This is a genomic window from Bacillus sp. DNRA2 (assembly GCF_012843265.1).
GTDB lineage: Bacteria > Bacillota > Bacilli > Bacillales > Cytobacillaceae > Bacillus_BU.
This window is the reverse complement of sequence record NZ_JABAIT010000001.1, coordinates 291,107-314,670: the sequence shown is the minus strand read 5'-3', so window position 1 is coordinate 314,670 and position 23,564 is coordinate 291,107. Positions and strand designations below refer to the sequence as shown.

Annotated in this window: 20 protein-coding genes, 1 tRNA gene and 1 other RNA gene; 6 read left to right on the top strand and 16 right to left on the bottom strand. The window is 39.0% G+C overall.

Going from position 1 to position 23,564, the window contains the following annotated elements:
- Positions 1-172: 172 nt before the first annotated feature.
- Positions 173-988, bottom strand: coding sequence for an enoyl-CoA hydratase/isomerase family protein (locus tag HHO41_RS01450; RefSeq protein ID WP_169095029.1), 816 nt, complete (start codon positions 986-988; stop codon positions 173-175).
- 429 nt (positions 989-1,417) lie between these two features.
- On the opposite strand from HHO41_RS01450, the gene HHO41_RS01445 reads away from it, so the two are divergent.
- From HHO41_RS01445 to HHO41_RS01430, 4 genes are all read left to right on the top strand, one after another.
- Positions 1,418-1,927 carry a DoxX family protein gene (locus HHO41_RS01445; RefSeq protein WP_169095028.1) on the top strand — a complete coding sequence of 170 codons (510 nt, stop codon included), beginning with the start codon at positions 1,418-1,420 and terminating at the stop codon, positions 1,925-1,927.
- Positions 1,928-2,131: 204 nt separating this feature from the next.
- Positions 2,132-3,034: a DUF2935 domain-containing protein gene (locus tag HHO41_RS01440; RefSeq protein ID WP_169095027.1), complete on the top strand. Its 903-nt coding sequence runs from the start codon at positions 2,132-2,134 to the stop codon at positions 3,032-3,034.
- Positions 3,035-3,203: 169 nt separating this feature from the next.
- Positions 3,204-4,373, top strand: coding sequence for a hypothetical protein (locus tag HHO41_RS01435; protein ID WP_169095026.1), 1,170 nt, complete (start codon positions 3,204-3,206; stop codon positions 4,371-4,373).
- Positions 4,374-4,422: 49 nt separating this feature from the next.
- Positions 4,423-4,830 carry an LAGLIDADG family homing endonuclease gene (locus HHO41_RS01430; RefSeq protein ID WP_169095025.1) on the top strand — a complete coding sequence of 136 codons (408 nt, stop codon included), beginning with the start codon at positions 4,423-4,425 and terminating at the stop codon, positions 4,828-4,830.
- A gap of 341 nt (positions 4,831-5,171) precedes the next feature.
- Here HHO41_RS01430 and ssrA read toward each other — a convergent pair.
- The 5 genes from ssrA to secG all read right to left on the bottom strand — a co-directional run bounded on the left by ssrA (position 5,172) and on the right by secG (position 9,989).
- Positions 5,172-5,508: a transfer-messenger RNA gene (ssrA, locus tag HHO41_RS01425) on the bottom strand.
- A 216-nt stretch (positions 5,509-5,724) separates the two neighbouring features.
- Positions 5,725-6,192, bottom strand: a complete 468-nt coding sequence (smpB, locus tag HHO41_RS01420) for an SsrA-binding protein SmpB (protein ID WP_169095024.1) — start codon at positions 6,190-6,192, stop codon at positions 5,725-5,727.
- Between the two features lie 103 nt (positions 6,193-6,295).
- Positions 6,296-8,641, bottom strand: a complete 2,346-nt coding sequence (gene rnr / locus HHO41_RS01415; RefSeq protein WP_169095023.1) for a ribonuclease R — start codon at positions 8,639-8,641, stop codon at positions 6,296-6,298.
- Between the two features lie 36 nt (positions 8,642-8,677).
- Positions 8,678-9,424, bottom strand: coding sequence for an alpha/beta hydrolase (locus tag HHO41_RS01410; RefSeq protein ID WP_169095022.1), 747 nt, complete (start codon positions 9,422-9,424; stop codon positions 8,678-8,680).
- A 331-nt stretch (positions 9,425-9,755) separates the two neighbouring features.
- Positions 9,756-9,989: a preprotein translocase subunit SecG gene (secG, locus tag HHO41_RS01405; protein WP_169095021.1), complete on the bottom strand. Its 234-nt coding sequence runs from the start codon at positions 9,987-9,989 to the stop codon at positions 9,756-9,758.
- A 172-nt stretch (positions 9,990-10,161) separates the two neighbouring features.
- On the opposite strand from secG, the gene HHO41_RS01400 reads away from it, so the two are divergent.
- Positions 10,162-11,142: a nuclease-related domain-containing protein gene (locus HHO41_RS01400; RefSeq protein WP_169095020.1), complete on the top strand. Its 981-nt coding sequence runs from the start codon at positions 10,162-10,164 to the stop codon at positions 11,140-11,142.
- A gap of 248 nt (positions 11,143-11,390) precedes the next feature.
- Here HHO41_RS01400 and eno read toward each other — a convergent pair whose 3' ends face one another.
- The 10 genes from eno to HHO41_RS01350 form a co-directional block, all read right to left on the bottom strand.
- Positions 11,391-12,686 carry a phosphopyruvate hydratase gene (gene eno / locus HHO41_RS01395; protein ID WP_169095019.1) on the bottom strand — a complete coding sequence of 432 codons (1,296 nt, stop codon included), beginning with the start codon at positions 12,684-12,686 and terminating at the stop codon, positions 11,391-11,393.
- Positions 12,687-12,757: 71 nt separating this feature from the next.
- Positions 12,758-14,293: a 2,3-bisphosphoglycerate-independent phosphoglycerate mutase gene (gpmI, locus tag HHO41_RS01390; RefSeq protein WP_169095018.1), complete on the bottom strand. Its 1,536-nt coding sequence runs from the start codon at positions 14,291-14,293 to the stop codon at positions 12,758-12,760.
- Positions 14,293-15,048 (bottom strand): triose-phosphate isomerase, encoded by a 756-nt coding sequence (gene tpiA / locus HHO41_RS01385; protein WP_169095017.1) that lies wholly within the window; start codon positions 15,046-15,048, stop codon positions 14,293-14,295. The genes gpmI and tpiA overlap by 1 nt, the downstream gene beginning before the upstream one ends.
- Before the next feature lie 25 nt (positions 15,049-15,073).
- Positions 15,074-16,258, bottom strand: a complete 1,185-nt coding sequence (locus HHO41_RS01380; protein ID WP_169095016.1) for a phosphoglycerate kinase — start codon at positions 16,256-16,258, stop codon at positions 15,074-15,076.
- A gap of 273 nt (positions 16,259-16,531) precedes the next feature.
- Positions 16,532-17,539: a type I glyceraldehyde-3-phosphate dehydrogenase gene (gap, locus tag HHO41_RS01375; protein WP_169095015.1), complete on the bottom strand. Its 1,008-nt coding sequence runs from the start codon at positions 17,537-17,539 to the stop codon at positions 16,532-16,534.
- 116 nt (positions 17,540-17,655) lie between these two features.
- The gene (locus tag HHO41_RS01370) at positions 17,656-18,678 is read right to left on the bottom strand and encodes a sugar-binding transcriptional regulator (RefSeq protein WP_169095014.1); all 1,023 of its coding nucleotides are present in this window, start codon (positions 18,676-18,678) and stop codon (positions 17,656-17,658) included.
- A 133-nt stretch (positions 18,679-18,811) separates the two neighbouring features.
- Positions 18,812-19,057, bottom strand: a complete 246-nt coding sequence (locus HHO41_RS01365; protein ID WP_169095013.1) for a glutaredoxin family protein — start codon at positions 19,055-19,057, stop codon at positions 18,812-18,814.
- A gap of 60 nt (positions 19,058-19,117) precedes the next feature.
- The gene (gene rpoN, locus HHO41_RS01360; RefSeq protein ID WP_169095012.1) at positions 19,118-20,434 is read right to left on the bottom strand and encodes an RNA polymerase factor sigma-54; all 1,317 of its coding nucleotides are present in this window, start codon (positions 20,432-20,434) and stop codon (positions 19,118-19,120) included.
- 232 nt (positions 20,435-20,666) lie between these two features.
- On the bottom strand, positions 20,667-21,329 hold the full coding sequence (locus HHO41_RS01355) for a class D sortase (protein WP_248278316.1): 663 nt from the start codon (positions 21,327-21,329) through the stop codon (positions 20,667-20,669).
- Between the two features lie 122 nt (positions 21,330-21,451).
- On the bottom strand, positions 21,452-22,792 hold the full coding sequence (locus HHO41_RS01350) for an adhesive domain-containing protein (protein WP_169094776.1): 1,341 nt from the start codon (positions 22,790-22,792) through the stop codon (positions 21,452-21,454).
- A 488-nt stretch (positions 22,793-23,280) separates the two neighbouring features.
- Here HHO41_RS01350 and HHO41_RS01345 point away from each other — a divergent pair.
- Positions 23,281-23,352: transfer RNA gene (locus HHO41_RS01345), tRNA-Arg, on the top strand.
- Positions 23,353-23,564: the final 212 nt, after the last annotated feature.

Genomic DNA, 23,564 nt, shown 5'->3' with positions numbered 1-23,564 from the left:
TCTCCCTCCTTTGTTTTGAATACTCTGGATGTCTGTGATCTTATTAATTATTATACATCTATTTTTCTAGTTTTATAGTTTTGTAAAGTGAACGTTTTTCGAAATACTCCATTACTTAACAACAGAAAAAGACTGCCATGTCTCGACAGTCCTTGTTACGTGATTATTTCAGCTAAAACTTTGGTTTTCGCTTTTCAATTATCGCATGTAAACCTTCTTGATAATCAGGATGTTCAGTTACGATTCCCATGAACGATGACACCATATCCAATGACGTTCTTAAATCTGTTTTTAACCCTTGATAAACGGTTCGTTTAATAAGGCGAATTGCTGTTTGCGGACCATCTGCAAGTTGATTTGCAAATTTGTATGTCTCCTTCATTAATTGGTCATGCTGCACTCGGCGCGTAATTAAACCGATTTGACTCGCTTCCTCAATATCAATAATTCTTCCTGTCAATAATAAGTCAAGCGCTTTATCAACGCCAATCAGTCTTGGCAATAAGTAGCCTCCACCGTCTCCAGGCACAATCCCAACCTTAACATACCCTTCGCCAAATCTAGCTTGGTCTGAGGCAATTCTAAAATCACATTGCAAAGCCATGTCGAGCCCCGCACCAATCGCATCACCATTGACTGCCGCAATTGTTGGCTTATCAATTTCCTCCATCAGTAAGGGAATTCTTTGAACATACTTCCATAAACTATTCTTTCTAGCCAGACTGGTGCTCGAAAAATCCTCATCTTCATACCCTGTAAGGTCTAGAAACCCTTTTCCCGCTTTCATCGATTTTATATCTCCACCCGCGCAGAAAGCCCGTCCATTTCCGGTTAATACTAAAACCCGAATTTCATCATTATCTCTAACTTCTTCCAGAGCCTTAATCCAGGCTTCAATCATTTTCAAACTAAAAGCGTTCCTGGCATCTGGACGATTAATGGTAATTGTTGCGATCCCCTCTTGTACTTCGAACAATAAATCTGACATTCTCCCATCCCCTTTCTATCTATCCATTATAAGGGGAAACACCTAGCCATCTCTTAACGACAATTTTACAAATTCCTCCATAATAAGATCGTTTCTGGCAAATTTAGTGTTTTATCGGAGACATTTTATATCTTGAAAATTAGGAATAAATTGCCATAGTATTTATTTTCGTCTCAATGAAATAGGTGAATCAATAACCTCCCCGTAATCCTGTAAACCCATATCCATTTAATTCCCAGCTCCTTAGCAATCCTAATTTTAATATATTTTATTTTTAAAGCCCTGATATGCACTTTTTAAATAATGTTCATTTTTATTTTACATAAATGTGAAAACCTAAAAGCCCTACTTTAAAACATCTCGAATTAGAGATATATTTTCATTGTGTTTATACAATAAACTCAAATAAATATTTAGGAGTGTTTTAACATGGTTAAATGGTTAAGAGAAAATACGATAGCTGCAGGAGTTTTGACTTTACTCCGATTGTTTATAGGATATTCTTGGTTGACTGCTGGATGGGGCAAATTATCTAGTGGTGCATTTGATGCTACTGGATTTTTGAAAAATGCTATTGCTAATCCTGTAAAGGGGCCAGACGGAAATGTTGTTTATAGTTGGTATGTATCGTTTTTAGAAAATATTGCGCTTCCAAACGTTGACGTATTTAATACAATCGTTCCTTTAGGGGAATTCTTAATCGGGTTAGGACTTATTCTTGGATGTTTAACTACTGCAGCAATGTTCTTTGGTTTAGTGATGAACTTCTCATTTTTCTTAGCAGGAACTGTTTCTCACATTCCAACAGACCTTTTCATTGGAGCAATCATTTTATTCTCTGGTTATAATGCTGGAAAATTCGGTTTAGATCGCTGGGTCATCCCCTTTATCAGAAAAACTGTATTAAAAAAATATAGTCCTGTTACAAAAAAAGGATAAGAAATGAAGTAACAAAACAAAACGACAAACTCTTAAGTTTTTTACTAGGAGCTTGTCGTTTTTGTATTTACTGTAAAGAACAGAAATGCTTTCACTTTTCGTATCTGTATTTGAGCGCTATAAAAACTTATTCTTTCCATTCATAATATCGATTTACAGATAATAACAATAGTATGAAAGTCATGAATAGAATGGAGGGATATTATGCAATATCATCCTCAACTCCCTGGTCATGTGAATATCGACCAATATAATCAGATGTTAGTCGCACCTGAAACCTTTGCTGCAAAACCTGAGTCTATTACCGAGCAACTATTTGTTGAACGTTCATTAACTGAAAATAAGTTCTGGTTAAGAATTATGAAAGAACATGCATTATTTTTAGGAGAAGGCTTCAACCGAAAGGATACTCATCTTATTCAACAAACTGATCGTTTTTATCAGTTTTTTGAACAACAAGAAAGGAAAGCATATCAAATCCCCAATAATGTAGAATTAGTTCGTAAATTTAACGAAGAAAGTATTGAATTGGTATTTGGCTTTAGAAATTTCAAGAGGAACTTACTAATCTTAATCATAAATTGTAAAGTAAGTGGTTTCAACTTTCCATTATTAGTTGATCATATTGCACGAGAAGCTGAATATTTTATGCGGACATTAAAAAAATTCAATCAAGGTATTATTGAGCCAATTCAGGATTCAATCATTAATGAAAATGTTTTCTGGTTGCGAATCATGATGGAACATTCTCGTTTTATTGCCTCATTGCTCGACCAATCTGAACGCAATTTAGTCAACACTGCCAGGAAATTTGGTGATGACTTTGAAACACTTTTAAACCAAGCCAGAGATGTTGAGTCCATGTTATCTAAAAAACAGCCAACTTATCCAATTATCGGAAAAATGAATAAAGACAGCGAAACCGCTGCTCAAGAGATACTTGCTTTTAAGAAAACTGGGTTAGAGCTTATTAAGTCATGTCAAATTCGTAATGTAATTAATCCCTTATTAGCAGACCATGTTGTTCGTGAAGCTGAGCACTTTCTCTATATGATACACGTATTAGAAGGACGCTTAAATGCTAAAAAGATGAGTGATATGCAGTAGTATTTTGAAACTCGCGTAGCTACGCGGGTTTTACTTTTTTTATTAGATGTCCAACATTGCTATCTTTTGGACAAAAAAATTTGAAAAAAGATATTTTTAAAAAAGCTCTCAAAAAACTAGAACATTTGTTCTTGTTGTGGTACATTAATCCTAAAGGAAGGTGACAGTAATGAAAAATAATACTTTTATTGGTGCACCTCATGATTTTCACAAATTAACGAAACAAGAAATTGGCGAATTGCTTCATTTTTCTCCAAAAGAAGTTAGAGCACAAAAGAAGGAATGCCTGCTATGTAAGCTGCAAGGTCAATTGAAAGGAAATGATATTTTATTTAAAAGCATTTATAAAAAACACGCTTTAAAGCTAGGAATGCACCCAAATCAAGTCGAGGAATACTTGAACATTACCAAAACTGAAAGATTGCGTTGGACAAGTCAGGAGAGATTAGTTGTAGTTGAATGGGTCCCTTTTAAAAAATGGGGTAAAGAATTAAAGTATCCGCTTTACGACACATATCAAATTAAAAATATTAAATTGAAAACAATCAACGACTGGCGCCGGGAGCATCAACAACAAATAAAAGAACATCGATTGCACGCAATAAAGAAAGCGCAGCAAACTAGAATCGAAAGCATTCAATTACATAAGGACTTTTATGCGAATAAATGGAAAGCCATGTTAGCAGATTGGTACAAAGACAACGGTAAATTAGGTGCAAGCTTGCAACTTTCATTCTGGACTATGTGGATCAGTCGTTGGGCCAAAGAATACCAACGTAAAGCCTATAAGGCAAAAAAGAATACCGAGGAGTATTTTAAAAAAAAGGAACTATTCTATTCAATGAAGAATGAAGCAATTCAGCGTTTAACACTATCACCCTATTCTTCACTATCATTTTACCAACCACCAAATCCTAAAAAAATCACCCACCTCGAGTTTTGCACACATCACTTCGACTTATGGAAACTGGAACGAGAAAATTTCGGTTATCTTTCCAAGTTTGACTTTTATTATGATAACGAAGTAGCAATTCACAACTGCGACTCATGTGAAGTCGACATAGAAGAGAACTATTACTCTTTATATTATCTAGCAATCGGCTATCAAGATTATCACTTTTCTTTTCACACACCTTACCCCATTGGTTTAGACTACTTACCCTCAAAAGATTCACTACCATCCATCTCACACGAAGAACTAGAAGGCATGTTCCGATTCGGACGACCACTATTTGACGAGGAAAAAATCATCTTTAGCGAAAAAGAGGTCATTAAGCACTTTAATGAAGCAATAGTAAAATTTGATTTGTATTTTGGGGCTGCGGTTAATATATGCTAAAAAATTTTATTACTTTCATAATTATGTGATTTAAAATGAGGTGGCTAAAATGGAGCCCTGGGAAGCAGCGTATGTCGCTGGGATTATTGATGGAGAAGGGAGCATCACATTGACAAGAATGCATCAGAAAGAGTTTCGTAGACCCAATATTACCATTGCATCAACAGACCTCGAATTACTCATCTATATTCAAGGATTAACAGGCGGAAATATAAATAATAAGAAAAATTACAATCCCGAAAAACATAAAAGGTCATATACCCTAAATATAAAGAAAAAGATAGAAATCTTATATACACTAGAAAAAATAACTCCATACCTCAGGATAAATAAAAAAAGAAACCGAGCAAACTGGATATTGAATCAATATGATGCTGTTACTATAAGAAATGGAAAATATACAGAAATTCAAAGGGAAAAGAAGTTAACATTTGAAAAAGAATTTTTTATGTTATAAAAAAGACTAGCCCGTTATCGGCTAGTCTTGTATTCCACCTATGTATGGTGGAGACGGTGGGACGTGCACTTCCATGCTTTCGTCATGGCACTGACTATATCTTGAACCTGATTTATTAACAGGTCCCCTGGCGTCTTATGCGAAACATAGTTTTTTACCTGTTAGGTAAGCATTTCGCATCCTAGTACTACCACTATTTGTGGAAGTCTATGAGTCGATACACGGCTGTTGAATTACTTCACATACCGCTCGGCATTGCCTTATCGCAATTGTTGCGACTTAGGTTTCACCGATAAAGCCAGGTTTTCACTCATGTGTTACCACACAAGGCGACTAATTACTAATCGAACCCACGTCCAGAAATATCGGCACTTAAGCTTCTACGAGTGTAGTCGGCATATTGGCGTTTCGCTGCATCTTTTGCCTACCGACAGGCGGCCGAGCAGCTAGTCTGGTTGTTCTCTTCCTTCTCCCTCAGACGGCGAGATCCGGCGTAGTCCACTAAGAGTGAGTCCCTTACCCTACCACATGGACGATGGAGGGAGGAACCGCTAAGCGCTTATTAAGCTGCTAAAGCGAAAGATTTGTTTGAGTTGCCAGTTATTGGCTTTGACGTTTTAACGAGGCCGATCCCCTCGACTCGCAACCTAAGCTCGAACTACCCCTGTCGAATCCGTAGCGTCCCCATGTTAGAATGGTCAGTGCGCTATTCACGACACTTGACGTTAGGATTGCTCATTGATTGTCTCGAGCAAAAGTTATCTTGCCACCAACTCGGTGACATTTATTATTATAGCATAGCGGGAAGGTTTTGCAATTGTTACTTCCTACCTATATTGCCATGGTAGCTTCTGCATATTAATCGACAAAATTCGGGTGGTGCCTGGTACCGAGTTACATCTTTTGTTTTTCGCGGAAGGCACGATCGATTTCACGTTTCGCTTCTTTCTTTTTCAAGTCTTCACGTTTATCGTATTTTTTCTTACCTTTCGCTAACCCAATTAACACCTTGGCAAAGCCATTTTTTAAATAGACTTTTAATGGAACAAGCGCATAGCCTGCTTCCTTGGTTTCACCAATTAAAGTATTAATCTGCTTGCGATGAAGCAATAGCTTACGAGTCCTAAGCGGATCGTGATTGTAGCGGTTTCCCTGTTCGTATGGACTTATATGAAAACTGTATAAATACATTTCACCATTGTGTATCCGAGCATAGGAATCCTTTAAATTACATTTGCCTGCACGAATTGATTTAATTTCTGTTCCTTGCAGAACGATGCCTGCTTCGTACGTTTCTTCAATGAAATAATCATGATAAGCTTTCTTATTTTGGGCAACAACTTTTCCTTCACCTTTTGGCATCGACTTCCCCCACTTTCTATCTCTTTATTTTAGCAAAAATTGACTTCAGTCACAATCATACTTAAAAGAGAGCCGCTAATAAGAAGCCGGCTCTCAGCAAACTCTATTTACGCTTTTTCTTACCCTCACGTTTAGCTTTTGAAGAATTATCGTAAGACTTCTTATTCTTCTTTTTCTTGCCGTCCTGCTTAGAAGAAGATGAGGACGATGAAGCTCCACCAAAACGATTATTACTACCACGACGAGGTTTCTTTTCACTGCTGCCAGTCTTAAACACACGTGGCTCGTCGGTACGTTCACGGCGTCTTGTTCCCTTCATGCCGACGATTTCAAAATCTATCGAACGCTCATCTTTATTGACATTAATGACTCGAACGGTAATCTCATCGCCAATCCGGTATACATTGCCAGTGCGCTCGCCAATCATCGCGAAATGACGTTCATCAAAGCGATAGTAATCATCCGTCATATAGCTGACATGAACAAGTCCCTCGATGGTATTTGGCAACTCAACGAACATCCCGAAGTTCGTAACAGAGCTGATAATTCCATCGTATTCCTCACCAATTTTATCAGCCATAAATTCTGCTTTCTTGAGTTCATCAGTTTCACGTTCAGAGTCAACAGCACGTCGCTCCATTTTTGAAGAATGCTCGGCAATCTCCGGTAGTCGAGCATCCCACTTCTCCCTAGTTGCCTGCTCCAGTTTCCCTTCAATTAAGTAGGTGCGAATTAAGCGATGCACGATTAAATCCGGATAACGGCGAATCGGTGACGTAAAATGCGTATAAAATTCAGTCGACAACCCAAAGTGCCCTAAGCTTTCTGGGTAATATTTAGCCTGCTGCATTGAACGTAGCATGACGGTCGAAATAACCATTTCCTCAGGCTTACCTTGAACTTCTTCAATTATTTCTTGAAGCGCTCTTGGGTGCACATCATTTGCTGTCCCTTTTACGATATAACCAAAGTTCGTAATAAACTCAAAGAAACGTCTTAGCTTATCCTCTTTTGGGTCCTCATGGATACGATAAATAAATGGAACATCCATCCAGTGGAAATGTTCAGCGATAGTTTCATTGGCTGCAAGCATAAATTCTTCAATGAGACGTTCTGCTACTGAGCGTTCACGCAGAACAACATCAGTTGGCTTCCCTGAATCATCAACTAAAACCTTTGCTTCTTTAAAATCAAAATCGATAGCGCCTCGTTGCATTCTTTTTTTACGCAATATTTCAGCTAGTTCACCCATCATTTCAAACATTGGAATGAGTGGTTCGTATCGTTTTAATAATTCTTCATCACGATCAACTAAGATCTTTTTCACATCTGAATAAGTCATCCGCTCTGTCGTTTTAATGACACTTTGAAAAATCTCATGGCTGACTACTGCACCATCCGGGTCAATTTCCATCGTACAAGAAAGTGTCAAACGGTCTACCTTTGGATTTAAGGAACAAATTCCATTTGAAAGGCGATGTGGGATCATCGGAATAACTCGGTCCACTAAATAAATACTGGTTCCACGATCTTCAGCTTCACGATCAATCGGCGACCCTTCCGTTACATAGTAGCTAACATCAGCAATATGAACACCTAGCTTGTAGTTTCCATTTTCAAGCTTCGTTACTTGAACGGCATCATCTAGGTCCTTCGCATCAGCGCCGTCAATGGTCACAATCACTTCAGCACGAAGATCACGGCGATTGGCAATTTCACTCTCATCAATAGAATCTGGTGTTTCATTAGCCTGTTTCAACACTTCTTCTTCGAAGGCAAGTGGAAGGCCATGCTTATGAATCACCGAAAGAATGTCCACTCCAGGGTCATTTTTATGACCAAGAATTTTGATAACCTCACCCTCGGCACTTTTTCGTCCTTCCGGATATGTGGTTAATTTTACAACCACCTTATGACCTTCAACAGCACCACCTGATGCTGCTTTTGGAATAAAAATATCACTGGCAAACTTCTTATCATCCGGAATGACAAACCCGAAATGTTTGCTTTCCGTGTACGTTCCAACGATTTGCTGAATGCCGCGCTCTAGAATTCGAACAACAGTGCCTTCACGGCGTTGGCCTGAAGTAGCAGTAGCCACCCGAGCAAGAACGATATCACCATGCATCGCATTGTTCGTTTCATTTGGTGGAATGAAAATATCATCCATACCAGGGTCATCAGGAATAACGAATGCAAACCCCTTAGCATGCCCTGTTAATTTTCCGCGAACTAAATTCATTTTTTCAGGAAGACCATACCGATTGCTGCGTGTCCGCACAACCATACCCTTCTCTTCCATCACAACAAGTGCTTTGACAAAATCCTTAAATGCCGATGAATCCTCAATCCCAAACGCCTGTTCAAGTTCCTGAACAGTTAACGGTTTGTACGCTTCATCTTTCATGTAAGTTAATAATCTGTCAATATGTTGCTGTATCTCATCCATTACATTCCCTCCTTTTACGAGAACTTTCCTTTTATGTTACTCTTTCCAGTCCAATTTTTCCAAAAATTGCAGAATATCCTCGTGTAACATATCTCGCTCCTTATCGAGCGTAATCACATGTCCTGATTCTTCATACCATTTTATTTGTTTAGTATGTGACTCTACTTCGTTATAAATGATATCGGCACTGTTGGTGTTAATCATGTGATCATGGCGTGCTTGGACGACAAAGGTCGGAGCATAGATCATATCGATATTATCTCTAACCTCAGAAATCAAATCTTGTAACGCCTTTAGCGTTTTCATCGGAGATTTTTGGAACTCTCCCATTTCTATTTCGATTTGTTCAGGCGTTTTACCTTCACGTTGTTTAAATTCGCGAGCATACTCAAGGATTCCTTCATACATTACCGCTTCGCTCTTTATGTACATCGGGGCACACATTGGGACAATCCCCTTTATAGGAACAGTGTATCCTAATTTCAGTGAAAATACGCCGCCGAGCGACAGCCCAGCCACAGCAATATCCTCATAACCAAGCGATTTCAAATGCTGATAACCGTTTGTGACGTCTTGCCACCAATCTTCTGGTCCGGTTTCAACTAAATGCTCTGGTGGTACGCCGTGCCCCTTATAGAGCGGAGCATGACAAGTGTATCCATTCTTTTCAAGAAAACGACCGAGCATGCGTACGTCTGCAGTATTTCCGGTAAACCCGTGCAGCAGCAACACGGCCCGTTTTCCTGCCTGAAATGTGAACGGCTTAGAGGCAACAACTTTCATATTCGCAACACCTTCAATCTATGTATGTATCCATCTTATTTTTTAACAAAGATTACTGTTACATTCCATTAATATGACTTAGTTTTAAAAATAAAGCTGTGTTAAAGCTTATTATTGATTTTTCGCAAGTTGATTGGAGCGGAAGGCACGAAGACTCCTGCGGGAGCAGCGGGACAGGTGAGACCCCACAGGTGCTATAGCGCCGAGGAGGCTCACCGCCCGCCCCTAAGGTGCGCGAAGTGCCTGGAGCGGAAATCAACATTCATGTGTAGCACAGCCAAAAATAAAAAAACCTGAGCCGCTTTTCGGGTTCAGGTTTTGATGTTTATGATTAAAGTTTAAAATAAGAAACTAAAATCGTCAAAATAAAGAACAATACGGATAACACGATTGTGATACGGTGGAGAATTAAATCAAGTCCCCGTGCTTTTTGCTTTCCAAATAATTGCTCCGCTCCCCCAGAAATCGCTCCAGAAAGACCTGCGCTTTTTCCTGATTGAAGAAGTACAACCGCAATTAGACCTATACTAACGATGACTAATAGGGTAACCAATAATGCATGCATGTAGTCCACCTCCTGAAAAACGTACGAATTACAGTAGTTTTAATGTACCATAATTTAAAACTAGAAACAATAGCCATTAGTATTACGAAAGGGTGAACAAATTAAAGTTAAAAAGGGTATTGATTTAACATTAGCGAATTACTTTATATCTAAATAATAAAGGTGTGATGTAATGATTATCGGAAAACAGCGACAGGTCCCGAGGAAGCTGTTATTTTGCCAAGCCGCAAGGGCGCGACTCGCAGTCAATCACCCGCTCATTCCAATTATTGAAGAAGACATTCGCCGATGTGAGGCTGGGTTCGCGGGAGAAGAGCGGCTCGATCGCTTATTGGCGGCAAAATATCATGACCAGAACTCTCACCTCATTCAAGGTCTCCAACTTCCATTTTGTAAGGACTCCAACTTTCAAATTGATACACTCCTACTAAAACCTACCCATATTGTTCCAATTGAAGTTAAAAATATGACAGGTGAATTGTTTATCGATAGACAAATTGGGCAAATGATTCAATCCATCGGTGATAAACGCTTCGTTTACGAGGACCCGCTAACACAAGTTCATATTCAAGCTCAGCATCTTTATCAATGGATTTTAAGACATGGCTTTCCAAGTATAATGGTTGAGCCGCTCGTGATGATGAGTAATTCTAATTGTATTTTGCGTATTGAAAATAATGATGCCGAAGCTCAATCTCGAATCTGTCGCGGACGAAAGGTTCTGTTTCGAATTGATGATTTTGATAATAAGCATCGAACGAATATACTAACACCTAATCAGTTGCATGAGATAAGTCGATTGATAGTCCAAGAAGATATGGAGCAATGGTACGATTTTGAGAAAATCTATAAAACACCTCGTTCCCATTTACATCCTGGTGTACAATGTTCGAATTGCCGATGCTTAGGTATGAAATATTATCAGGGCTGGTGGATTTGTCTACGCTGCAGGCACAAATCTAGTGATGCTCATTTAGCTGCCTTGCGGGATTATTACCTTTTATGGGGACCAGAAATCACAAATGCGATGTTTCGGTGGTTTTTGGGGATCGACTCCATTCATGTAGCTTCAAAATTACTTAAAAAGTTGAACCTTCCTTACAAAGGTCAAAATAAGTATCGAGTATACACACTTCCATTTGAAATTTTTTAGTTTGCAATTTTTTTATTAGCCGATTTCCGGGTTCTATTAGCCGATTTTGAGGTTCTATTAGATAATTTCAGTGTTCTATTAGATAATTCCGGATGTCTATTAGCCGATTTAGCACTCTTATTAGCCGATGCCATATTTCCGTCACAATTACAACCATTCTTACATGCCGAAACACAATATGCGACCACAATCCCACAAAAAAACACCGGCAGGCTCAAGCCCGTCGGTGTTCCCGTAAATTCAAAAATTTACTTTTTCAAGTTATAGAAAGATTTCAAACCATCATATACTGCTAAATCGCCTAGTTCGTCTTCGATACGTAGTAATTGGTTGTATTTTGCAATACGATCTGTACGAGACATTGAACCAGTTTTGATTTGACCAGCGTTAGTTGCTACTGCGATGTCAGCGATTGTTGCATCTTCAGTTTCACCAGAACGGTGAGAAACTACTGCAGTGTAGCCAGCGCGTTTTGCCATTTCGATTGCTTCGAAAGTTTCAGTTAATGTACCGATTTGGTTAACTTTGATAAGGATTGAGTTAGAGATTCCTTTTTCAATACCTTCAGCAAGCTTTTTAGTGTTTGTAACGAATAGGTCGTCACCAACAAGCTGTACGCGTCCACCGATGCGCTCAGTTAGTAATTTGTGACCTTCCCAGTCGTTTTCGTCTAAACCATCTTCAATTGAGATGATTGGGAATTCGTTAACAAGCTCTTCGTAGAAAGCAACCATTTCTTCAGAAGATAAACCTGTGCGGCCTTCACCAGCAAGATCGTATTTGCCTGTTTCTTTGTTGTAGAACTCAGAAGAAGCAACGTCCATACCAAGGAAGATATCTTTGCCAGCTTCGTAACCAGCAGCTTTGATTGCTTCGATGATTACTTCTAAAGCTTCACGGTTTGAACCAAGGTTTGGCGCGAAACCACCTTCGTCACCTACAGCTGTGTTTAAGCCTTTAGAAGAAAGAACTTTCTTCAAGCTGTGGAATACTTCAGCACCCATACGGATTGCTTCTTTGAAGCTTGGAGCACCTACAGGTAAAATCATGAATTCTTGGAAGTCAACGTTGTTGTCAGCATGTGAACCACCGTTGATGATGTTCATCATTGGAGTTGGTAATTGCTTCGCGTTAAAACCGCCAAGGTAACGATATAACGGAAGACCCACTAGGTCAGCTGCAGCATGAGCAACAGCCATGGAAACGCCAAGAATTGCGTTTGCACCTAATTTACCTTTGTTGTCAGTGCCGTCAAGCTCGATCATCGTGCGGTCGATGCCAACTTGGTCAGTTACATCCATACCAACGACAGCTTCAGCGATAATGTCATTTACATTTTTAACTGCTTTTAATACACCTTTACCAAGGTAGCGAGATTTGTCGCCATCACGAAGTTCAACAGCTTCGTATTCACCTGTTGAAGCACCTGATGGTACTAAAGCGCGACCAAATGCGCCTGATTCAGTGAAAACTTCTACTTCTACAGTTGGGTTACCGCGAGAGTCAAGGACTTCACGAGCATAAACGTCAGTAATAAATGGCATGAAAATTCTCTCCTTTTAAAAGAAAAATTATATTTATTTTTACCAAAGCATAATTGCTAAAGAATCTATCTTTATTTTTTAATCAAGGAAGTACCAGTCATTTCAGCTGGCTTTTCGATTCCTAACAAATCAAGCATCGTTGGGGCTAAGTCGGCAAGGATCCCGCCGTCACGAAGCTCCACGCCTGCTTTCGTTACGATAACAGGAACTGGATTTGTTGTATGAGCCGTCATCGGGTTGCCTTCAAGTGTGATAACTTCATCGGCATTTCCGTGGTCAGCTGTAATAATCGCTGCGCCGCCTTTTGCTAAAATCAAGTCAATAACGCGTCCTAAGCATTCATCTACTGTTTCAACCGCTTTAATTGTTGGCTCAAGCATACCAGAGTGGCCAACCATGTCAGGGTTTGCATAGTTTAAGATGATTGCGTCAAACTTGTCTTCGTTAATTGCAGCAATAAGTGCATCTGTTACTTCGTACGCGCTCATTTCTGGCTTCAAATCATAAGTTGCAACCTTTGGAGAAGCAATTAAGATTCTTTCTTCGCCCGGGAACTCTGCTTCACGACCACCACTCATAAAGAAGGTTACGTGCGGATATTTTTCAGTTTCGGCAATGCGAAGCTGTTTTAAATTGTTCTGCGCCAAAACTTCACCGACTGTGTTATCCAAATTAACTGGTTTGAACGCCACATATCCGTCAACCGTTTCACTAAAATGAGTCATACAAACGAAGAATAGGTTCTTCGGATGCTTCTCGCCACGATCGAATGAGCGGAAATCCGCATTCGTAAACGTGTTGGAAATTTGAATCGCACGGTCAGGACGGAAGTTGTAGAAAATCACAGCATCATTATCCTGAATTGTTGCAACTGGCTCACCGTTTTCACGAGTGATGACAGATGGCAGCACGAATTCATCATAGATACCTTTTTCATATGAATCCTTCACAACATCCATAGGGGTTGTGTATGAAGGACCTTCGCCGTAAACCATCGCACGATATGATTTTTCGACACGTTCCCAACGCTTGTCGCGGTCCATTGAGTAATATCGGCCAGAAACTGTTGCAAATTCACCAACGCCGATTTTTTTCATTTCATCGATTGTTTCTTGGATAAATCCATCTGCTGTTTGCGGTCCAACATCACGGCCATCAAGAAAGGCATGAACATAAACCTTCTCAACACCTTCGGATGCAGCTAAACGCAATAATGCAAACATGTGATTAATGTGGCTGTGAACCCCACCGTCAGATAACAAGCCAAATAAGTGCAGGCTTGTCCCTTCCTTTTTCACATGATTGATGGCGCCGACTAAGGTTTCATTTTTCTCAAATTCACCTTCACGGATTGCCACGTTCACACGTGTTAAGCTCTGGTACACAACGCGGCCAGCACCGATATTTAAGTGTCCAACCTCAGAGTTACCCATTTGACCTTCTGGCAAACCTACTGCTTCCCCGCTTGCAGTTAATTGTTGATTCGGGAAGGTTTTCCAAATGCGATCGAAGTTTGGTTTGTTTGCTTGCGCAACTGCATTTCCTTTTGTCTCATTACGGCACGCAAATCCATCAAGGATGATTAATGCCACGGGAGATTTACTCATTATAATCCTGCCTCCAATAATTGTAGGAAAGAATTAGCCTCAAGACTTGCTCCTCCTACTAACGCCCCGTCGATATCAGGTTGTGACATATATTCTTTGATGTTTTCTGGTTTCACGCTGCCACCGTACTGAATCCGAACAGCTTGGGCTGCTTCCTGTGAAAATTGTTCAGCTACTACTTGGCGAATATAGGCACATACTTCATTAGCATCTGAAGCTGATGAGGATTTGCCAGTACCAATTGCCCAAATAGGCTCATAAGCAATAACTGTTTGTTTAACTTGTTCTTCAGTTAATCCCTGAAGTCCATTTTTTATTTGACCACCAACGAAATCGTTCGTTTGACCTGCTTCACGCTGTTCTAATGTTTCTCCGCAGCAAACGATTGGTGTTAAGCCATGGGCAAAAGCCGCATGAGCTTTCTTGTTCACGCCCTCGTCTGTTTCATTAAACATTTCACGACGTTCAGAATGGCCAATAATGACATATTTTACGCCAATATCGCTTATCGCAACAGGGCTAATTTCGCCGGTGAAAGCACCGCTGTTTTCAAAATGCATGTTTTGTGCACCAATTTCAACGTCAGAACCATCCGAAATGGTGACTAATTGCTCAAGAAATAATGCTGGAGCACATACAACTGAATCAACCTTGTCCTTTGAAGGGACAGCTGTTTTAACTTGCTCCAAGAAGCTTTTCGCTTCAGACAGAGTTTTATGCATCTTCCAGTTACCTGCAATAATCGGTTTACGCATGATGTACTTCCTTTCTGTGTTTACCTTATTTATCGTTTAATGCTACGACTCCTGGTAATGCTTTGCCTTCCATGAACTCTAATGAAGCACCGCCTCCAGTTGAAATATGACTCATTTTCTCAGCTAAGTCAAATTTTTCAACTGCTGCAGCTGAATCGCCTCCACCGATCACAGAATATGTATCCTTGCTCTCTGCTAATGCATCGGCTACTGCCTTTGTACCACCTGCAAATTTATCCATTTCAAAAACACCCATTGGACCATTCCAAATGACCAATTTAGAGTTTTTGATCACGTCGCTGTATAGCTCACCAGTTTTTGGACCAACATCTAATGCTTGCCAGTCTGCTGGAATTTCATCTACACCAACAATCTTAGAGTTAGCAGTTTCTGAGAACTCATCCGCAACAACCGCATCAATTGGCATGTAGAATTTAACACCCTTTTCTTCTGCTTTCTTAATAAAAGATAGTGCTAAATCCATTTTGTCTGCTTCAAGTAGTGATTTTCCGATTTCGTGGCCTTTTGCTTTAATGAAAGTCCATGCCAAGCCGCCACCGATAATTAGATTATCAACCTTATCTAGCAGGTTATCGATTACGCCAATTTTGTCTTTTACCTTAGCACCACCAATAATCGCTGTAAATGGACGCTCTGGATTTGATAGTGCTTTACCTAAAACATCAAGCTCCTTTTGCATTAGGAAACCTGATACGGCTGGGATATAATGAGCAATTCCCTCTGTTGAAGCATGTGCACGGTGAGCAGCACCAAATGCATCATTTACATATAGGTCAGCTAACTCAGCAAAAGCTTTTGCTAATTCAGGATCATTTTTTTCCTCACCAGGATAGAAACGAACGTTCTCAAGTAAAAGAACATCACCTTCTCCTAGAGTAGCAATTTCAGCTTTTACGGATTCACCGTATGCTTCATCTGTCTTTTTCACTTCTTTACCAAGAAGCTCAGAAAGACGTTTTGCAACAGCAGTCAAACGCATTTCTTCTACTACTTGTCCTTTTGGACGGCCAAGATGGGAAGCAAGAATAACTTTTGCGCCTTGTTCTTGTAAGTATTGAATGGTTGGTAAAGCGGCACGGATTCTTGTATCATCGGTAACTTGTCCATCTTTCATTGGGCAATTGAAATCGACGCGGCAAAACACACGTTGACCTTTAACTGTTACGTCTTTTACAGATTTCTTGTTCATTCAGGATGGTCCTCCTCTTTTTAAAATAAAAATTGTTTCTTAACGGTTCTCTTGCATCTTTAGCTTAGTTTAACCAAAATATTTCACTTCTCGAAATAAAATAAATAAGGGAGGGGGGAATCATCCCCGCTCCCCTTTTATTCCATCCAATCGGCACAGAGCCCCGCTTATCAGGGGATAAGAACTTCCCGCTAATATAAATTGGTTAGTCTTAATCTTCAGACACACACCCTATACCATTATAGACGTTTGTGGAACATATATCCAATATTTTTAGAACCCTTTTTTGCCCATAAAATCTGCTAAATCGACAACACGGTGTGAGTAACCAGTCTCATTATCATACCAAGAAAGAACCTTTACCATGTTTCCTTCCATCACCATTGTTGATAGAGCATCAATTGTTGAAGATGCTGTGCTACCGTTAAAGTCAGTAGACACTAATGGAAGCTCAGTATAATCTAGGATACCTTTTAAATCACCTTCTGAAGCTGCTTTTAAAGCACCGTTGATTTCGTCTGCAGTAACAGACTTGTCAAGCTCAACAACTAAGTCAACAACAGAAACGTTTGGAGTTGGTACACGCATTGCCATACCGTTTAATTTACCTTTTAATTCAGGTAAAACTAATGCTACTGCTTTCGCTGCACCAGTTGATGTTGGAATCATATTTTCTGCAGCTGCACGAGCACGACGATAATCTTTGTGTGGTAAATCTAAGATTTGTTGGTCGTTTGTATATGAGTGAACAGTTGTCATCATACCGCGCTTGATTCCGAAGTTATCGTTTAGAACCTTAGCAAAAGGTGCTAAGCAGTTTGTAGTACAAGATGCATTTGAGACAATGTGGTGGTTCGCTGCATCGTATTTGTCTTCGTTAACACCCATAACGATTGTAATGTCTTCGTTGCTAGCAGGTGCAGAGATAATAACTTTCTTAGCTCCAGCTTCAAGATGCTTTGCTGCATTGTTGCGATCTGTGAAACGACCTGTTGATTCAACCACTACCTCAACGCCAAGCTCACCCCAGCCAAGTTGTGCTGGATCGCGTTCTGCTAGAACCTTTACGCGGTGGCTACCTACAACAAGATAATCACCATCTACAGATACAGCTTGACCAAGCTTGCCATGAACTGTGTCAAATTGTAGTAAGTGTGCAAGCATATTTGCATCAGTTAAATCATTAACTGCAACGATTTCAACATTCGGATTATTTAAAGCTGCACGGAAAACATTTCGTCCAATACGTCCAAATCCATTAATACCCATTTTTACTGCCATTATATTTTCCTCCTTAAGGTTGTGCATTATTAATTATTTTTTAAAAGGGGAAACTCCCCGTATTAACCGTTTAACCAATGTGACTATTAAGGTATGCATAACGTGTGGAAAGGAGATTAACCCTTCAACATTTGTTTTGCTGCACCTTCATCAGTAATTAATATCGTTGATGATGGTGCTTGTTTTAAGTATGCTTTAATCGCTTTAGACTTCGATGCCCCTCCGGCAACAGCGACAACATGCTCAATACTTTTAATATCAGGAAGCTGTAGCCCGACCGTTAAAACCTTATGGACAACCTCACCTGATTCATTAAAGTAGTAACCAAATGCTTCGCCAACCGCATGCCCTTTTTTAATTTTTTCAAGAACATCCGGAGTTGTGTTACGGCGTTCTGCCATTGATATAGCTTCTCCAATACCATGTAAAACCATGCTAGCTGAATGAAGCAGTTCAAGGACTTCTTGAATGTATGGTTCTTTAATGAAGGAATCGTATATTTCCTGGCTAACTTGGTCAGGGACATAGAATACCCGATGCTTCGCCCCAGCATTTTCTGCCATATTTGCGCAGATCGTATTGGCTTGATTTTTGACAACCTCACCAACTCCGCCACGTGCTGGCACAAACAGCAATTCATGATGATGTGGATCAGGGGTTAACATCTCTGCGACGGATGCCATTGTTGTTCCACCTGTTACAGCAATGATATTTTTTCCTTGTAATAACTCTTTCATACAATTAGCTGTCGCTCGACCCAGTTCACTTTTTACCCATGGGGATTCATCACTATCACCGGATACAACGATAACCTTTTTGATACCCAGTCGACGCTCTAATACCTCTTCAATCTGGGCAATACCTGTTACTTCCCTCATTACACCTTCAAGTTTTTTTAATAGTTGCATTCCCTCGGCTGTTAAACTCATTCCAACACTTGAAATATCAATTAAATCTTGGTCCTTAAGAAATTCGACTTCACTTCGCAGTACTCTTTCCGTAAGGTTAAGACTTACCGCTAAGCTTCTTCTTCCAACAGGCTGCATTAAACGTACGTATTGAAGAATGGAATAGCGCTTTTGCATAACTTGTAAGAGGTCAGGTAATAATCTTTTTTGTAGCTCTAAAATAGAGTCCATGGTAATCTTCTCCTCATATGGACAATATATGTCCCGCATAGACATATTATGTCCCGCTTGTTCAAAAAAAATCACTCCTTAACCTAGCCTCATTCTAACAGGAGTGATTTGAAAATTCAACTGATAAAAATGATTATTTTTTCTGTAAACGTTTACGTATGACATTTTTGTCAACTTGCCCATATTGAACCTCTTCTCCGTCCATGACAACAACCGGAATCATCAGCCCATATAGCTCCGTTAACCGATCTTCAGTATCGATATCGACTTCCTCCAGTATAAAATCAAACTCGGATTGCAAATCGCTGATGGCCGCTTTGGCATCCTCACATAAATGACATTTTTCTCTTGAATAGAGTGTGATTACTGGTATACTCACTGGTTCTTTTCCTCCTAAAAATAAAGCTGTGAGATTTGCTCTGAATATCGGATTAAAAAATTAATCGTACCGTTTCCGTTTCGAAGACGAAGGAATTCCAAGTTGCTCACGGTACTTAGCAACCGTTCTTCTTGACACAACAATTCCTTCTTTAGCTTTGAGCACTTCAACCATATCTAAATCAGATAATGGCTTTTGTTTATTTTCCTCTTTTACTAATTTTTGGATTGCTAATTTGACTTTGCTTGAAGATAGCGCTTCACTGGAAACCGAATCGATTGCACTTGTGAAAAATGACTTCAGCTCAACCGTACCAAAAGGTGTCTGCACGTATTTTTCCCTTACTGTCCTACTTACCGTCGATTCATGGATACCCAATTCCTCAGATATCTCCTTCATTGTCATTGGCTTCAAAAATTTCGGTCCTTTTGAAAAATAATCATGCTGCTTTTCAACAATTTTTTCAGTCACGTTGACAATCGTTCTTTGGCGTTGTTCTAGACTCCGCACAATCCATTGATAATCCTGCTGCTTTTCACGCAGAAAATTGTTGACACTTTTATCATGAAGGTTGGAAAAGTTAGCGATATACTCTTTATTTAATTGAATTCTTGGCAATAAATTATCGAAAAGCTGAACAATAAATAAATCGCCTTCTTGTACAACCATCACATCGGGGATAACGTAAGGCGCCTTTTCATAGTGGTACGCCGCTCCAGGTTTCGGATTTAATGTTAAAATAAAATCAAAAACTTGCTGGATTTCTTTGACATCTTTTCCGATTAATTTTGCAAGCGCTTTCCATTTTTTCTCTGCAAACATAGAAAAATGTTGTGCAATAATTTCTTCCGCCAATTGATTGCGCTTTTTCTGGCGCTGAATTTGGATTAGCAAGCACTCTTGTAAATTGCGGGCCCCTATTCCTGCTGGTTCGAGCTTCTGAAGCATGTGCAAACACTCTTCAGCTATTGAGCCTGAGATTTGGAGGCGGTCGGTAATCTCTTGTAAGTCACCTGTAAAATAGCCATTATCATCCAAATGATGAATGTAATGTGACAGGATTTTTCGATGAAGCATACTCGTCCTCATATCGAGAATTTGTGGCATTATATGATCCGCCAGCGAAAAACGTTGATCACTGATTTGATCAATCCAAGATTTTTCATTTGCTTTTGAAACGTCATTTCGTTTCTTTTTCCGCTGTAATATCTCTGAGCTGTTTTTTATCTGGAGAAGCGGATTTTCGAGCGTCTTATTCTCAAGAAAATCGACAAGCTCAATTGAAGAATACTGTAACAATGCAATCGCTTGTGATAATTCTTGTGTCATCGATAATTTTAATGTCTGCTGCTGCGATAACCCTGGTCTTAAATCCATCTACCACTCCCCCTGCTATTATTTTACATCAGCGAATCAATAAGTTCACGAAAAAACAACTAATATCACTTTCATTTCATCTTATTCAATAATAATTAGGAGTTGTTAAACTTGCATGTTGATTTCCGCTGCAATCAACATGCAAAAAATTTTACACAAAAATACCTCTTCGCATTGTATAAAGCGCAGAGGTACTTAATGACGATTGTCATACTTCAATTAATAATCATTGCTATTCCTGTTCATTTTTTACAGGATAAGCATATATCACAAACCGATCAGGGGCATCACCTATATAATTAAATGGATAACAAGTAGAGACAACAAGAACCTCTTCACCCATTTTTCTAATCACGGTCGTATCATCTGCGTGTACAATGACTGTTGATCTTATTTCATACGTGTAGGAGCCATATGGCATATTAATAATAAATTGATCCCCAATTTCTAATCGATCAAAATTTCGAAAAACGGTATCACGATGTCCAGATATTAGGATTTGTTCATTTTGTCCTGGGAAGACGGTCCCGGTAAAATGACCTACACCCTGGTCAAGTACATTGGCATCAGTACCTTCAATTAAAGGAAGTTTACGATTAAGCTTAGGTATTTCTACTGTTCCTAAAGGCTCATTATATACAGCAGAAAAATTCATTATTTTATCATTTCTAGCATCAATTTTTGGAACAGAAAGGTTTTCGATTTCAAGCTTTTTTTCTGCGGCTTCCAATGATTGAATTTGAGCATTTTCACGACTGTAATATTGATATCCGAAAACACTTAGATAATATAAACTGAAAATCATCATAATTGCTCCTAGTAATTCCATTCGATTTACATGTTGACCGATTTTCGGTTTAAATATTTCTGTGAGAATCAATTCAAGGTTTTTCATATAAGCACCTTACTTCCCATCACAAGTGTTCATACTAGCAGAAATGAGTATGTAAGAAATTATTCAAAAAGAAGCAAATGCTTAAATAAAACGCATTTGCTTCTTCCTCTTTTGTCATTTAACTATTTTCTTCTTCTTCCAAGATAACGAGTACCGATACCAGCCATCATTGTACTAATGCCTGTAAGACCATAAACCCACATGTCTGTAGAGGTATTAGGTAATGTACTTCCACCAGTTGTAGTAGTTGTGGTAGTAGTCGTTGTTGGTGTTGTAGTAGTTGGTGTTGGTGTTATTGGTGCTTTTTCACTAAATGTGATCGTATCATAATCCACAAGGCTACTTAACAATGGTAAATCGATTACACTGTCATTTATTACAGCTCCATAAACCTTAACGTCACCATTTAAACCTGATGGCTTTTTAATAGTTACATCATTAAGTTCAACAGTAGTGGATCCTAAAACTTGTATAGCTACTAATTCTTCTACAAGGTCTAGGATATCTTGTGTAAGGGTATCAACTACTGGTTGAATTGTTTCTTTTAAAAGTGTTTTAACTGGTCCTAAAATAAGGTTAGCATCAATTGTAAGTTGGTTGGTCAATTCATCCAAAATATCTTCAACTGTGGTAATAATTGGATCTACAGGAACAATTACGCCAATAATATCGAGAACTGGCTGCAATATTCCACTTTCTCCAACAAGAGTGCTTAATACACCATCATCTACATTTGAAAGATCAACTATTACGTTTAAAGCATCAACTTGAGCCAGTAATTGATTGACCAATGGAAGTACTACACCTCTTACTACTCCTTCAAGACGTTCACCTAAACCGTCTGAGAATGTAATAGTAAATTCTCCATTATCTCCTTGAACGACTGTAATATCATCTTCATATACAAGGACATCATCCAGAGCATCAACCAGAGCTTCATCGATATTATCCAATGCTGCTAAAGTATCATTAAGCTCATCTAATCCCTCAATAGTAATAACTCCACCTGTTAATCCGTTATCATTAATGAGAGCATCAACATCGCCCACTAAGCCACCAACTATACCTGTTACATCTGTTACCAATCCGTCAACGGTACCTAAGATTGGTGTAAGTAATGGTGTTAAGTCTTCTAAAGTAATAGGAAGGAGTTCAGATGTAACATGCGCTGTTCCATCCTTATCCCATTTATCCGACAGTTCTTTTGCATAAAAAACGACTGTTTGATTAGGGTTTATTAAATCAACATTAGCTAAATCAGTGGCATCAAGTTTTAAATCCAAGGTATATGGGCCAGTTCCAGTTACATCACCAAGGCTTGCTTGGACATCCACATTTTTGAAAACACTTACCTCGGCCAAGCTTTTTGCACTTACATATGATGATAGGTTTAGTAAAAGGATTGCTGCGATAGCTGAAAGTACCAAGAACTTTTTCATTATTTTTTTATGTCGTATTTTCATTATGCACACTCCTTATCTTTAAGAATTTTTGTTCCCGATAGCTCATCATAGATAGCAAGAAACAAGTTCCAAAGACAAAGTAATTGCCGCACAAACATTGTGGGGTGTTAAACAGCCCACATCCTTTCAACCTTCATCTCCTTTGGTGGATTTTTGGAATGATAAGGATCTCCTCGTTTATGTGCAATGCAAATCTGGCGGTGCAAAACTTAAATATGTTTGTGGAGTTCTTTACCACTCACTACGATACATTGGACTGGTAATATTATGTATCTATAATAGTTTTAACCCATAAAAATTTTTCTTTCAACTAATAACACGAACAATTCATCCTATTGTCAATATTTATTATTTATTTTATTTTCAGATTACAAACCGTTATAACCATAAAAAATATTCCTAATATAACGTTAATGCTATAAAAATAAAAACCCCTTGCAAACAAGCCAATCATGCCATATAATATTAAAACGTACCGTAATTAAAATGCCCTCGTGGTGCAACGGATAGCACGTAAGATTCCGGTTCTTGAGATGTGGGTTCGATTCCTGCCGAGGGCGCTAAAATTAAAACCTCTTACCTTCTTAGGTGAGAGGTTTTTTCGTTATTTTGATTAAAAAAATGCAGTTTGGCTATCCTGAAATGCGTGGATGTTTTTCTACATAAGTTGTTGTCGAACAAATCCCGTCATAACTAGTGCGATTCGTTTGACCTTAATTGACCATCAGTGTATGATAACAATACATAAGGTTTTTTCACACTACTTAAAAAA

What these genes read in the sequence shown, in the direction of transcription:
- HHO41_RS01450 (WP_169095029.1), bottom strand. Translation starts at nt 988, where the DNA reads ATGTCAGATTTATTGTTCGAAGTACAAGAGGGGATCGCAACAATTACC.
- HHO41_RS01445 (WP_169095028.1), top strand. Translation starts at nt 1,418, where the DNA reads ATGGTTAAATGGTTAAGAGAAAATACGATAGCTGCAGGAGTTTTGACT.
- HHO41_RS01440 (WP_169095027.1), top strand. Translation starts at nt 2,132, where the DNA reads ATGCAATATCATCCTCAACTCCCTGGTCATGTGAATATCGACCAATAT.
- HHO41_RS01435 (WP_169095026.1), top strand. Translation starts at nt 3,204, where the DNA reads ATGAAAAATAATACTTTTATTGGTGCACCTCATGATTTTCACAAATTA.
- HHO41_RS01430 (WP_169095025.1), top strand. Translation starts at nt 4,423, where the DNA reads ATGGAGCCCTGGGAAGCAGCGTATGTCGCTGGGATTATTGATGGAGAA.
- smpB (WP_169095024.1), bottom strand. Translation starts at nt 6,192, where the DNA reads ATGCCAAAAGGTGAAGGAAAAGTTGTTGCCCAAAATAAGAAAGCTTAT.
- rnr (WP_169095023.1), bottom strand. Translation starts at nt 8,641, where the DNA reads ATGGATGAGATACAGCAACATATTGACAGATTATTAACTTACATGAAA.
- HHO41_RS01410 (WP_169095022.1), bottom strand. Translation starts at nt 9,424, where the DNA reads ATGAAAGTTGTTGCCTCTAAGCCGTTCACATTTCAGGCAGGAAAACGG.
- secG (WP_169095021.1), bottom strand. Translation starts at nt 9,989, where the DNA reads ATGCATGCATTATTGGTTACCCTATTAGTCATCGTTAGTATAGGTCTA.
- HHO41_RS01400 (WP_169095020.1), top strand. Translation starts at nt 10,162, where the DNA reads ATGATTATCGGAAAACAGCGACAGGTCCCGAGGAAGCTGTTATTTTGC.
- eno (WP_169095019.1), bottom strand. Translation starts at nt 12,686, where the DNA reads ATGCCATTTATTACTGACGTTTATGCTCGTGAAGTCCTTGACTCTCGC.
- gpmI (WP_169095018.1), bottom strand. Translation starts at nt 14,293, where the DNA reads ATGAGTAAATCTCCCGTGGCATTAATCATCCTTGATGGATTTGCGTGC.
- tpiA (WP_169095017.1), bottom strand. Translation starts at nt 15,048, where the DNA reads ATGCGTAAACCGATTATTGCAGGTAACTGGAAGATGCATAAAACTCTG.
- HHO41_RS01380 (WP_169095016.1), bottom strand. Translation starts at nt 16,258, where the DNA reads ATGAACAAGAAATCTGTAAAAGACGTAACAGTTAAAGGTCAACGTGTG.
- gap (WP_169095015.1), bottom strand. Translation starts at nt 17,539, where the DNA reads ATGGCAGTAAAAATGGGTATTAATGGATTTGGACGTATTGGACGAAAT.
- HHO41_RS01370 (WP_169095014.1), bottom strand. Translation starts at nt 18,678, where the DNA reads ATGGACTCTATTTTAGAGCTACAAAAAAGATTATTACCTGACCTCTTA.
- rpoN (WP_169095012.1), bottom strand. Translation starts at nt 20,434, where the DNA reads ATGGATTTAAGACCAGGGTTATCGCAGCAGCAGACATTAAAATTATCG.
- HHO41_RS01355 (WP_248278316.1), bottom strand. Translation starts at nt 21,329, where the DNA reads ATGAAAAACCTTGAATTGATTCTCACAGAAATATTTAAACCGAAAATC.
- HHO41_RS01350 (WP_169094776.1), bottom strand. Translation starts at nt 22,792, where the DNA reads ATGAAAATACGACATAAAAAAATAATGAAAAAGTTCTTGGTACTTTCA.